The organism is Streptomyces coeruleofuscus, assembly GCF_039532725.1.
GTDB classification, from domain to species: Bacteria; Actinomycetota; Actinomycetes; order Streptomycetales; family Streptomycetaceae; genus Streptomyces; species Streptomyces coeruleofuscus.
Map to the genome: position 1 here is coordinate 11,903 of NZ_BAAASE010000010.1, position 13,137 is coordinate 25,039.

A 13,137-nucleotide genomic window follows, 5' to 3' on the forward strand; every position below is an offset into this window, starting at 1 on the left:
CGTCCTCCGGGTGGCTCGTGCGGGGCAGCGTCGTACGGCGTCGTACGACGCTCACCAGAACAGACTCAAGACGCGGCCGGAACTCATCGCGGCACTGGCGCGTAGCGCGCGGCCCGTCATTCCTTCGGGTGGCTATTTTGCTCCGGACGCGGGAAATGCCCTGGTAGCTGTCACGATGAGTGATCTGCGAAGGCCGGTCGTGATCAGGGGGCGCCGGCACCACAGGAGGTTCCTCGTTGTCCCGTCGTCAGCTTCCCGCACAGCATGTCGATGACCAGACGCAGACCCCGGACCAGACACCTGATACGCCGACGGAGATCCTTCCGGTGACCGCGGGACAGCGCGAGGTCTGGCTCGCCGAGCAGCACTCCCCGGACGTGAGCCCGGCCTTGCGCCTGGGCGAGTACCTGGAGATCCACGGACCGGTCGATCCACCCCTCTTCGAGGCGGCACTGCGTCAGGTCGTCGCCGAGACCGACGCGCTGCGGGTACGCCTCGTGCCCGGCGAAGACGGCCCGGTGCAGATCCTGGAGCGCGAACTGCCCTGGTCGCTCTCGTTCGTCGACGTCTGCGACGAGCCCGACCCGGAGGCGGCCGGCCGCGCGTGGATCACCGCCGACCTGGCCCGGCCCATGGACCTGGCCTCCGGACCACTGTTCAGCTACGCGCTGGTCCGGCTGGCCCCTGACCGGTTCTGGTGGTACCACACCTACCACCACGCCGCCGTGGACGCCTTCGGCTACGCGCTCGTGGCCCGGCGGGTCGCCGAGGTCTACACGGCCCTGGCCCTGGGGGACGAGGCCGGCCCCTGTCCCTTCGGCCCGTTGTCCGCGCTGGTCCAGGCCGACCGGGACTACCGCGAGTCCCGGGAGCGTGCCGAGGATCGTGCGTACTGGATGCGGGAGCTGGCGGGATGGACGCGCCCGCAAGCGGCGTCCCCCACCGATTCGGCGCACGGGCCCGTTCCGCGGACGGACCTGCTTCCGCTGCCGCGCCCGCAGGTGCTGAAGGCGGCGGCCGCGCGCGCGGGAGTCTCCCGCTTCCGTTTCGTGTTCGCCGCCGTGGCGCTGTACGCGCATCGTCTGACGGGCGCGCGGGACGTCGTGGTCGGCCTGACCGTGGCCGGTCGGGTGGGGGAGGCCTCCCGTGCCACGCCGGGGATGCTGGCCAACAGCGTTCCCGTACGCCTCACCGTCCGGCCCGACATGCCGCTGCGGGAGCTGCTCGCCCAGGTCGACGAGCGGATGCGCGAAGCGGTGGAGCACCAGCGCTACCGCGCCGAGGACCTGCACCGCGACCTCGACCTGACCCGTGGTCCGGGCGTGGCGTTCTCGCCGATGGTCAACCTCATCGGGTTCGACTACGACATCTCCTTCGCGGGCCACACGTGCACGGCGCACAACCTCTCCTTCCCGCTGGCCGCCGACCTGATGATCATGGTGTGGGACCGCCGGGACGGCTCCGGTCCGCACATGAGACTGCACGCACCACCCGGCGCGCCCGGCGCGGCCGAACTCGCGGAAACCCAGCGGCGGTTGCTCGACTTCCTCGCGGACATGGCCGATTCGGACCCCGATCTCCCGGTCGGCAGGCTCGATGTTCTGACGGCCGGCGAGCGACATGACCTGCTCGCGATGGGGGACGCCACCGCCGCGGGCGTGCCCGCCGTCTCGATTCCGGCGCTGTTCGAGGAGCAGGTGCGCCGGGCACCGGAGGCGACCGCGGTGGTGTCCGGCGGCATGACCGTGACGTACGGGGAGCTGAACGCGCGCGCGAACCGGCTCGCGCACGCGCTGACGGCCCGTGGGATCGGCGTGGAGGACATCGTCGCCCTCGTCCTGCCGCGCTCGGTGGATCTGATCGTGGCCGAGCTCGCCGTGCTCAAGGCCGGGGCAGCCTACCTGCCGGTGGACCCCGAATACCCGGCGGCACGCAGGGAGTTCATGCTCGCCGACGCCGGCCCGGCCTTCGTCCTGGACGATCCGCGGACCGTGGCCGAGCTGTCGGAGGGACAGCCGGGCACCGACCCCGGCATCACCGTGGACCCGCGACACCCGGCGTACGTCATCTACACGTCTGGCTCGACCGGGCGGCCCAAGGGCGTGATGGTGCCGCACACGGGCATCGCCTCCCTGGTCGCCTTCCACACGGAGCGTCTGGAGATCACACCCGGCAGCAGGTTCTCGCAACTGGCCTCGCCCGGCTTCGACGCCTCCACGTGGGAGATGTGCGTCAGCCTGCTGACCGGGGCGACCCTCGTACTCGCCCCCAGAACCGATCCGCTGTCGGTCCTCACCGACCCCGACGCCCGTATCACCCATGCCTTCGCGCCGCCGTCGGCCCTGGCGGTCGTGGCCGAGAGGGACAGCGCCGTTTCGACGCTCGTGGTGGGCGGAGAGCCGGTGCCGCCGGCGCTGGTGCAGCGGTGGGCTCCGGGCCGTCGCTTCATGAACGTCTACGGACCGACGGAAACGACCGCGATCGTGACCACGAGCCGGCCGCTGCCGCCCGCCGGCACGACCCCGCCGATCGGGGAGCCGCACTCCGGCAGTCGTGCCTACGTGCTGAACGGCAGCCTGCAACCCGTACCCGTGGGGACGGCCGGAGAGCTGTACCTCTCCGGTGTGTCCCTGGCACGCGGCTATCTGCGCCGGCCGGCGCTGACGGCCGAGCGGTTCGTCGCCGACCCGTACGGGCCTCCCGGGACACGGATGTACCGGACGGGTGACGTGGTGCGCTGGCGGGCGGACGGGCAGCTGGAATACGTCGGCCGCGCCGACCGCCAGGTCAAGATCCGCGGCTTCCGCATCGAGCAGGACGAGGTCGAGGCCGCGCTGATCGCGTGCCCGGGCGTGGCGCAGGGCGCGGTGCTCGCCCGCCGCCACCGGCAGCAGGGCGATCTCAGGCTCGTCGCCTACGTCGTGGCGGACGGGAACGGGACCCGGCCGCAGTCGCTGCGTGAGCACCTGCGCGAGCGGCTGCCCGACTTCATGGTGCCGTCGGCGTTCGTGATGCTCGACGAGCTGCCGCTGACCCCGAACGGAAAGACCGACCGCGACGCCCTGCCGGACCCGGACGACGACACCGGCCCGTCGACCGGGCGGGCACCGCGCACACCGCGGGAACAACTGCTGTGCGAGCTGTTCGCGGAGGCGCTCGGCCTGCCGCGGGCCGGGGTGGACACGAACTTCTTCGACGCGGGCGGGCACTCGCTGCTGGCGCTCCGCCTGGTGTCCCGGATCCGCGCCGTGCTCGGGGCGGAACTGAACCTGGGCGAGCTGTTCGAGGCGCCCACGGTCGCCCTCCTGGCAGCGCGGCTGGACCGAGCGGACGGGGCACGCCCGGCGCTGACCGTCCAGCAACGGCCGGACCTCACCCCCCTGTCGTTCGCGCAGCGGCGGCTGTGGTTCCTGCACCGAGTCGAGGGACCCAGTGCCACCTACAACATTCCCCTGGTGCAGCGCCTGACCGGCGAGCTCGACCGAGGAGCGCTGGAGCGCGCGCTGGGGGATGTGGTGGGCCGGCACGAGAGCCTGCGCACGGTCTACTCCGACGTCGGCGGTGAGCCCTTCCAGCGCATCCTGGACACGTCCGCGGTGCGTACGCCGCTGCCCGTCACCGAGGTGGACGACGAGGAGGCGCTGCACGCGCGGTTGCTGGACGCCGTCCGCTACCCGTTCGACCTGGCCGTCGAGACGCCACTGCACGCCGAGCTGTTCGCGCTGGGGCCCGCCGAGCACGTCCTGGTGATCGCGGTCCACCACATCGCCGCCGACGGCTGGTCCATGGCCCCGCTGGCCCGCGACCTGGCGACCGCCTACACAGCCAGGAGCCACGGCGAGGAGCCGGCCTGGGAGCCACTGCCCGTCAGGTACACCGACTACGCACTGTGGCAGCGTCGGCTCCTGGGTGACCACGACGAGTCCGACAGCCTCCTCAGCCGCCAACTGTCCCACTGGACCACCACGTTGGCGGGACTCCCCGAGGAGCTCACGCTTCCCTGCGACCGGCCCCGCCCGGCCGTCCCGTCCCACAGCGGCGCCCGGGTCCGCCTGCGCATCGACGCGGAACTGCACACGGCGCTGAGCGAGCTGGCGCGCCGGTCGGGCGCGAGCCTCTTCATGGTGCTGCACGCGGGACTGGCGGCGCTGCTGACGAAGCTGGGCGCGGGCACCGACGTGCCGGTCGGCACCGTGATCGCCGGCCGTACGGATCAGGCCCTGGACGACCTGGTGGGCTTCTTCGTCAACACGCTGGTGCTGCGGACCGACACCTCGGGCGATCCCGCCTTCACCCGGCTGCTGGACCGTGTCCGCACCGCCGCACTGGCCGCCTACGCGCACCAGGAGGCGCCGTTCGAGCAGGTCGTGGAGGCGCTGAACCCGACCCGGTCACCAGCCCGCCACCCGCTGTTCCAGGTCGCGCTCTCCCTCGACGCCGACGAGGCCGCGGTGTTCGGGCTGCCGGGACTGGAGAGCTCCAGAATGCCGGTGCCGACCGGGACCGCCAAGTTCGACCTGGACATCGGCGTCTACGAGAAGCGCTCCGCGCAGGGCGATTGCCTCGGCCTGGACGGCACCGTCGACTACGCCACCGACCTGTTCGACCACGGCACGGTCGAGGACCTCGCGGCACGCTGGGTGCGCCTGCTGGAAGCGGTCGTCCGGGACCCGGACCGACCGATCAGCCGCATCGACGTCCTGTCCGGCAGCGAACGCCGCGACCTCCTCGGCGACACCGGCCGGCCCGTGGCGGAGGGCACGATTCCGGAGCTCTTCCAGGCACAGGTGCGTGCCACGCCCGACGCGGTCGCCGTCGTGGCGGACGGCGCCACCCTGACATACGGGGAGTTGAACGCGCGGGCGAACCGGCTCGCTCACGCACTGGGCGCCCGCGGCGTCGGCCCGGAGGACGTGGTCGCCCTCGCCCTGCCCCGCTCGCACGATCTCGTCGTGGCCGTGCTCGCCGTGCTCAAGGCGGGGGCCGCCTACCTGCCGCTCGACCCGGAGTACCCGGCCCCGCGTCTCGCGGCCATGGCCGAGGACGCACGGCCCGCGCTGCTGCTCGCGAACACCACCACCGCCCGGATTCCGGGTACTCCGTCCCTGCTGCTGGACGCGCCGGAGACCGCGGAAGAGGTGAACGGCCTGCCGGACAGTGATCCGGTGACCCGGCTGTCGCCCGACCATCCGGCCTACGTGATCTACACCTCGGGATCGACCGGGGTGCCCAAGGGTGTCGTCGCGTGCCACGCGAGCCTGGTCAACGTCGCGGCCCAGTACGGGGGCCAGGTCTTCGGACCGGCGGCCGAACGCCTCGGAAACCGGCGTCTGCGGGTCGCGCTGACCGCCTCGGTGTCCTTCGACGCCTCGTGGAGCCAGCTCGCCGCCCTGACGGCCGGTCACGAGCTGCATGTGCCCGACGCCGCCACCTGGGTGGATGCCGACCGGTTCATGGCCTGGCTGATCCAGCGCCGGATCGACTCGGTCGACGTCACGCCCTCGTACATGCGCGTCCTGTACGACCGCGGCCTGTTCACCGAGCGGCGATGGCGACCGAGCGTGGCCGTGCTCGGCGGCGAGGAGCTGCCGGACCGGCTCTGGAGAGAACTGCGGGCGGTGGACGGGCTGGCGGCCCACAACATGTACGGGCCGACCGAGTGCACCGTCGACTCGCTCCAGGCGCGGCTCGACGCCGCCGCGCACCCGGTCCTCGGCCGGCCGGTCCCCGGCACCCGCGCGTACGTCCTGGACGCGGCGCTGCGACCGGTGCCGCCCGGGGTGACCGGCGAGCTGTACGTGGCCGGCGCCGGACTGGCGCGCGGTTATCTGCGCCGCCCGGGCCTGACGGCCCAGCGGTTCGTCGCCGATCCTTACGGCCCGCCGGGGGCGAGGATGTACCGCACCGGCGACCGGGCCCGATGGCGCCGCGACGGACAACTCGTCTTCGCCGGGCGGGCGGACGACCAGGTCAAGATCCGCGGCCACCGCATCGAACCCGGTGAGATCGAGTCCGTCCTCTCCTCGCACCCCCGGGTCGCCCACGCGGCCGTCCTCGCCCGCGACGACCACCGCGGAGAGACCCGCCTGGCCGCCTACGTCGTACCCGTCGCCGGCACCGGGATCGATCCGGCCGAGCTGCGGTCCTTCCTCCGGGAGCGCGTGCCCGTCCACATGGTGCCGTCCGCGTTCACGGTGCTCGACGCCCTGCCGCTGACCTCGAACGGCAAGCTCGACCGCCGTGCCCTCCCCGCGCCGGACTTCACCACCGGCGCCGGCGGCGGCCGTGCCCCCGACACCTCCGAGGAGCGGGCCCTGTGCGACCTGTTCGCCGAGGTACTGGCCGTGCCCGCGGTCGGCGTCGACGACGACTTCTTCGCCCTGGGCGGCCACTCCCTGCTAGCCACCCGCCTGGCGAGCCGGATCGGCGAGACCCTGGCCGTCCCCTTCAGCCTGTCGGCGCTCCTGGAGGCACCGACCCCCGCGGGCCTGGCCAGGCGTCTCCGTGCGGGCGGCCCGGACACCACGACGTCGTGGGTGCCCGACACAGAGGCGAAACTCGCTCCCGCCCTGCGCTTCGCCCCCGCCCCGCGCGTCACCTCCGACCCCCGGCGAGCCGGTGACCCACGCGAGGTCCTGCTGACCGGAGCCACCGGATTCGTCGGAGCCTTCCTCCTGTCCGAACTCCTGCGGAGGACAACCGCACATGTGCACTGCCTCGTCCGCGCGCGGACCGACGCCGAGGCGCGCGAGCGGCTGGCCGGAGTCCTGCGGACCTACGGCATCACGGCGACGGTGGACGATCCACGCCTGCACATCGTGCGCGGGGACCTGGCCGCCGCCGGTCTCGGTATCGGCCGGACACACTGGGCGCGGCTGCGCGAGACGATCGACACGATCGTCCACAGCGGCGCGTACGTCCACCACCTCTCGCCCTACGCACGGCTGAAGCCCGCCAACGTGGAGGGCACCCGGACCCTGCTGCACCTGGCGGGCGAAGGCCGTCCGAAGGCGTTCCACCACCTCTCCACCCTCGGAGTGTTCCGACCCGGCCAGGAGTCCCGGCTGGTCACGGAAGACTCGCCGATCGACGGTGAACGGCACCCGTTCGGGAAGGGCTATGCGGCGAGCAAGTGGGTGGCCGACCGGCTGGTGGAGCGTGCCTTCGAGCGGGGAGCCGGCGGTGGCATCCACCGCCTCGGCCGCATCTGGGCCCATTCCTCGACCGGTGCGGTCAACCGGGACGACATGTTCTCCCGGCTGCTCACCAGCTGCGCGGCGCTCGGCTGTCATCCGGTGGATCCCGCACTGGAGGAGACCCTGCTGCCCGTCGACGTCCTCGCCGCCGCTCTCGTGGAGCTGCTGCGCGACAGCGACGGGACCGGCCGCGTCCACCACCTTCACGACACGCGCAGGATCGGACCGGGCGCCTTCATGGCCGCCTACGACCGCACGCACGGGACGCGCTCGGAACAACTCCCGCTGACCGACTGGCTGCGACGCCTGCGTCGCGCGACCGAACGGGGACAGGAGCTGCCGATCCTGCCCTACCAGGCCTACCTGGAGGAGCATGCCGGGAAGGAGCAGGCCGCACAGGGGCCGACCCTGGAGTTCGGGAACGACAGGACGGTCCGGCGGCTGCGGAAACTGGGCGTGGTGATCCCCGAGATCGGCGATGCCGCGATCTCCGGCTACTGGAGCTTCATGGAGAGCAGTGACTGACGCGATGGCCTTGCTCGAAAGTCCCCCGGGCGACCGCCCGACGACACGACGTACCCCCACCAGAGCGAGGATGCGGCCACGCTCGATCGTTCCCGGCCGTCAGCGCTGGGAGGTGGACCTCCTGCGCGGCAGACCCGCCTCGGCGCGGTTGACCGAGACGTCACTCCTCGAGACCCCGGGCATCGAGGAAGTGCACGCCAGCCCGGTCACCGGCCGGGTGCTGGTGAGGCACGACCGCACCCTCACTCCGCGCGAGGCCGCTCGGTTGCTGCGGCAGGCGATCGCCCGGACGCTGGCAGCCCTGCGCGCCACCGCGGCGAACCTGCCGTGGCCCGACACCACCGCACGGCCCGGCGTGGGCGTGCCGGAGGACCGGGGTGACGGCGCGGGCGCCGGACGCTGGCTGCCGAGGATCCTCGGGGCCTCGGGTGCCGTGGCGGCGGCCATCGTCGGCGGGCCCTTCCTCCTGACGCTGCTCAGCAAACCCCTGCTCACCCTCGGACTGACCGCCGTCGCCACGACAGCCGTGGTCCGAAGAGCGTGGCGCAGGTCCGACAGCGCGAAACAGCCGGCGGACGAGGCCGCGGCGCGCCGCCGCCCTTTGCGCCGCATCATCGGCCCGCACAAGCGCAAGTTCGCTCTCGCGGCACTGCTCTCGGGACTCTCCCAACTGGCGGAGATGGCGCTGTTCGCCCTCAGCCCCTCGATCGTGCTGCTGGTCGCCAAGGGCGGCAGCGCGACTCTCGCCAAGTACGGGGTGGCCGGAGTCACCGCCCAGTTGTCGCTTCTGGTGGGCGCCGCCGGAACGGCCTGCCTCGCCATGGCGGCCTTCGGCTACGGGGCCAGTGTCGTCTGGCGCCAACTGGCGCAGACCATCGAGGACGACTGGCGCACCCGTACCTACGAGCACGTCCAGCGCGTGGCACCGGCCGACCTGGAGAAGGAACGCGTCAGCAGGGTCAACGCCGTCCTGTCCGAGGACATCGGCCAGATCAGCACCTTCGTCGGCACCAACATGAACGACGTCGTCCAGATGTGCGTCAGCCTGGCGCTCCTCATCCCGGCCTTCCTGCTGCTCGCTCCGCAGATCGCCTGGATCGCCCTCGCACCGATCCCGCTCGTCGCCTGGCTGTCCTTCCGCTTCCACGAACGCGCGGTGGCCGGCCACGCCGCCTCCGACGCCCGTCGAGCACGGTTGAACGGCCGCGTGACCGAGAACCTCCACGCCCACACCACCATCAAGTCCGCCGTCACCGAAGAGCACGAGATCGCCCGTATCACCGAGCTGAACCGCGAGTGCAGCGAGGCCGACCGCGCCGGCGGACGCAGCTCGGCGATCCCGCCGCAGATCCTGCGGCTGGCCGGTGGCTCGGCACTGGTCGGCACGGTGCTCCTGGGCGGCAGGGCCGTCCTGCGGGGCACCCTGTCGACCGCGGCCTTCGGCCCGCTCATCGAGATGCCGGGCATGGCCATGCTGAAGCTGTCCCGACTGGGCAGCACCACCGACCAGTACCAGCGCGCGGTCACCGCCCTGGACCGGGTGGAGCGGCTGCACGACCTCCCCCTCGAACCGTTCGCCGAGGGGCGCCCGATGCCCAGACAGCAGGTCAAGGGTGAGATCGAACTGCGGAACGTGACCTTCGCCTACCCCGGTCGGCCGCCGGCCCTGCGCGACACGTCCCTGGTCGTCCCACCCGGCCGCACCACCGGAATCGTCGGTACCAGCGGCGCCGGCAAGACCACCATCGCCAAACTGCTGATGCGCTTCCACCACCCCGACCACGGACGGGTGTTGCTCGACGGCGCCGATGTGCGCACCCTCGCGCTGCCCGACCTGCGCCGCGCCATCGGATACGTCACCCAGGAGCCCTTCCTGTTCGACGCGACGATCGCGGAGAACATCCGCTACGGCACCTTCGACGCCACCGACGAGCAACTCGTCACCGCTGCCCGCACAGCAGGCGCCGACGCGTTCATCGACAGCCTGCCCGACGGCTACGCGACCCGCGTCGGCGAACGGGGCGCCGCGCTGTCCGGCGGGCAGAAGCAGCGCATCGCGCTGGCCCGGACCATCCTGCGCGACCCCCCGGTCATCATCCTCGACGAGGCCACCTCCGCCGTCGACAACGAGACCGAGGCCATCATCCAGCAGGCCCTCCAGGTGTTCGGGACGGACCGGACGATGGTCGTCATCGCCCACCGGCTGTCCACCGTGCAGCACGCCGACCAGATCTACGTGATGGGACCCGGGGGAGTGGTGGCCGAACACGGCACGCACGAGGGGCTCGTGACACGCGGCGGCACCTACACCACCCTGTGGCAGCTCCAGGCCGGCAGTCCCGCACCCGCCTGACGGACGGCCATCAGCCGCTTGTCATTCGTTCGGGTGGCAGCGGCGGACAGCGTCCCGAAAACCGCCACTGACCTGGCAGGATGGCTGTCTGATTCCCCGCCTGTCCGATGATCGGCGCCAACCGGTCACTCGACATCGCTGATGTGCGGGTGACCGACCCCAGGCCCTCGCCGTGCCCGCTCCGATCGAGGAGCGGGCACGCCGAGCCCTGTACCGCGCGGGCGCGCTCATGACGCCCTTCCGTTCCTCCCCACTCGACCCGCCGACGCCTCGCTCACCCGGACCCGGCCACGAGAACCAGGAGAACCGACATGACGCATGCGACCAACCCGTTCGAGGACGACGACGCCCGTTTCCTGGTGCTCGTCAACGACGAGGGCCAGCACTCGCTGTGGCCGGTCTTCGCCGACGTACCCGAAGGATGGGCCGTCGCGCACCCGGAGGACACACGTCGGGCGTGCCTCGACCACGTCGACCGGGTGTGGACCGACATGCGGCCGCGCAGCCTCGCCGAAGCGACGGACGGCGGAGCGTGAGACCCACCGGGCGGCACCCGTCCGCGCCCCGGCGGGCGAGTGCCGCGTCCGCGTCCCCACCGCGCACGACCGGGGAGCCCGCCCCCGGACTCCGCCAGGTGAACCCCCCTCATCCCACGAGCCGTTAGGACACCGCACGTGTTTCTCTCGGAATCCTGCGCCGTTCTCGCCCGCCATCCCGCCCTGAAGGACTTCGCCTCCTCCGTCACCGACTTCCTCGACATGCACCTGCCCGAGCCGGTCACGGAGGAGGCGGCCCGGCCGCCGTGGCTCGATCTGCGCAAGCGCGCCGCCCAGGCCGGACTGACGGGGTTCGACCTACCGCGCGCCAAGACCGGGCCGGCGCACGCGTGCGGTGTCGCGGGGGACCGGGCGACCCGGACTGTTCCCCCGCACCTCGAACGAGTGGCCCAGGGGCTGGCCATGTTCCTCGCCGGGCGCCGGGACTGTGACGCGCGGGAGATCTTCAGCTCGGGACACGGCGCCATGGCCGTGCGGTACGGCAGGCCCCTCGTCGCCCGCACGGTCCATGACAGGATCGTGGGCTGCGGAGAGCTGGCGGGCGTGGCGTCGAGCGAACCGCACTCCGGTTCCGATCTGCGCGGCTTGCGCACCGTAGCGGTCGACCAGGGCGACCATCTGCTGCTCTCCGGCACGAAGGGTCTGGTGAATCGCGTCGAGGAGGCCACCGGGTTCGTCGTCTTCTGCAAGGTGGTCGGAACCGAACAGGCCGCCGGGCAGGACGCCGACGGGGCGTGGCTGCGCGAAGTCCCGCTGTCAGCGCTGTGGTTGCCGACCGCGACCGCCGGCGTCCTCACGGAGACCACCGTGCCCCTCGGGCTACGCGGCTGGAGCCTGGGCCATCTGCACTTCGACAACGTGCGCGTCGGCAAGGAACTGCTGCTCGGCAGGCCCGGCGACGGCCGCCGCATCTTCGACAGCCACTTCTCCGGCTGGCGTCTGATGATGGCGATGGTCTGCCTGGGTGCGGCGACCGCGGCGATCGAGGAGACGATGGCCCGGGCCCGCCGCCGCAGCGTAGGCCGCACGTCCCTGGCGAACGTCCCGTCCGTCGTGTCCCGGCTCGGCACGGCCGCGGCCGAGGTCCAGGCGGCCACGGCCTGGTGCTTCTCCCTGCTGGAGCGGATCGAGCGGGACGGAGAGGATGTCGACGTGGCGGCCTGCTCCGCCGCCAAGGCCCTCGCCACGGACGTGTCCTACCGAGCTGTCGACATCGGCCTCCAACTGCACGGCAGCGAGGGCTACACCCGCCGCACCCCCATGGAGAAGCGCCTCCGCGACATTCGTGGCCTCCGTATCGCCGACGGCCCCAACGACACCCTCTACGGCGTCCTGGCCCACTCCCTGCTCACCGACTCCCGGCCGGCCGTGCCCCTGGTGGCCCAGCGGCAGGCATGACGCCTTTCGCGCCTTTCAGGAAAGCTTGCTCCTGAGCATCGCGAGATAGAAGGGGAGTTTCTTCACGGCCGCTTTCGGCACCACGTAAACTTCCACATCGCCGTGCAGGTGATCGCTGATGGTGAGAGTGCATTTCCCGTTCGCATGGCGTACTTCAGCGGAATACAGCACTTCCTCTGATGTGGGCTCAGCCCCAGCAACGGCCTCGTCAGTTGCTGTCTTTTCCACATTCACTCCCGGCTCAGTTTTCTCACGTGGAGGCGGACAATTACAGCGTGCCTGTCTCGCACGGTAGGTCACGGGGAGACGGAAAAGATCAACGTCGGGCAGTGTGCACACGAACGGGTGAACGTCATGAGATGCCCTGGTGAGAGAGTTTCTGGGGGGCTAAGCTCGGATTTCCAGAACACTGTCCGATAATTCCGGCAAGCTGCGAGAAGGGCTGTACTGACAATGCTTCCTGTGATTCCCGTATTCCTGGTGGGGGTAGCGTCGGCGCCTCTCCTGAAGAAGCTGATCAGGCCGGTCGTCCGAGGAACTGTGAAGTCCTCCGTAAAGCTGGCGATGGACGCCAAGCGAGTCGCCCACGAGATCAACGAAGACCTGAGCGACATTGCCGCGGAGGCGACGGCCGAGGCGTTCGCCGCCGATCTTCAGGACGGGTCGGACGTGCCGCGCCAGACCACGAAAAAGGCCCGCCCGAGCAGCGCCGCGACCGCGTGAGAGAAACGGGCGATCGACAATTGATGCGCTGACCTACAAGGACGAGGCAACCACGCAGCAGCAGGCGGCGACATGGGGCTTCGGCCGGGTGTGGACTGGCGCACGGCACGGCACCGCCGAGTCCCTGGACTCGATCTACCCGGACGTCCTGGCCGTGCTGGAGGAGCCGCGTCTGACAGCGGACGGTGTCTACACCTTCCGGACCCACCGCATCGTCAACAACGACGTCGTGCCGCAGCTCCCGCCGGAGCCCTGGGAGACCGGGCTGGACCGGGCCCCGGCCGGGCGGGGCCTGCTGCTGCACGGGGCACCCGACCGGACCTGGGCGGCGACCGGCACGCTCTGCTGTCGCTGCCGGTGGGGCAGCGCGAGGCGGACCTGTTCG

Annotated in this window: 6 protein-coding genes; 5 read left to right on the forward strand and 1 reads right to left on the reverse strand. The window is 71.6% G+C overall.

Annotated features, from left to right (window positions below; translation table 11 throughout):
- Positions 1-326: 326 nt before the first annotated feature.
- The 4 genes from ABFX81_RS32385 to ABFX81_RS32400 all read left to right on the forward strand — a co-directional run bounded on the left by ABFX81_RS32385 (position 327) and on the right by ABFX81_RS32400 (position 12,029).
- Positions 327-7,721, forward strand: coding sequence for a non-ribosomal peptide synthetase (locus tag ABFX81_RS32385; protein ID WP_346139062.1), 7,395 nt, complete (start codon positions 327-329; stop codon positions 7,719-7,721).
- A gap of 70 nt (positions 7,722-7,791) precedes the next feature.
- Positions 7,792-10,074: an ABC transporter ATP-binding protein/permease gene (locus ABFX81_RS32390; protein WP_346139063.1), complete on the forward strand. Its 2,283-nt coding sequence runs from the start codon at positions 7,792-7,794 to the stop codon at positions 10,072-10,074.
- Between the two features lie 311 nt (positions 10,075-10,385).
- Positions 10,386-10,610 carry an MbtH family NRPS accessory protein gene (locus tag ABFX81_RS32395; RefSeq protein WP_086855259.1) on the forward strand — a complete coding sequence of 75 codons (225 nt, stop codon included), beginning with the start codon at positions 10,386-10,388 and terminating at the stop codon, positions 10,608-10,610.
- 138 nt (positions 10,611-10,748) lie between these two features.
- Positions 10,749-12,029: an acyl-CoA dehydrogenase family protein gene (locus tag ABFX81_RS32400; protein WP_346139064.1), complete on the forward strand. Its 1,281-nt coding sequence runs from the start codon at positions 10,749-10,751 to the stop codon at positions 12,027-12,029.
- Between the two features lie 15 nt (positions 12,030-12,044).
- On the opposite strand, the gene ABFX81_RS32405 is transcribed toward ABFX81_RS32400, so the two are convergent.
- Positions 12,045-12,257, reverse strand: a complete 213-nt coding sequence (locus ABFX81_RS32405) for a hypothetical protein (RefSeq protein WP_346139066.1) — start codon at positions 12,255-12,257, stop codon at positions 12,045-12,047.
- A 252-nt stretch (positions 12,258-12,509) separates the two neighbouring features.
- On the opposite strand from ABFX81_RS32405, the gene ABFX81_RS32410 reads away from it, so the two are divergent.
- The gene (locus tag ABFX81_RS32410) at positions 12,510-12,752 is read left to right on the forward strand and encodes a DUF5132 domain-containing protein (protein ID WP_346139127.1); all 243 of its coding nucleotides are present in this window, start codon (positions 12,510-12,512) and stop codon (positions 12,750-12,752) included.
- The last annotated feature ends 385 nt before the right edge of the window (positions 12,753-13,137 follow it).

What these genes read in the sequence shown, in the direction of transcription:
- ABFX81_RS32395 (WP_086855259.1), top strand. Translation starts at nt 10,386, where the DNA reads ATGACGCATGCGACCAACCCGTTCGAGGACGACGACGCCCGTTTCCTG.
- ABFX81_RS32390 (WP_346139063.1), top strand. Translation starts at nt 7,792, where the DNA reads ATGCGGCCACGCTCGATCGTTCCCGGCCGTCAGCGCTGGGAGGTGGAC.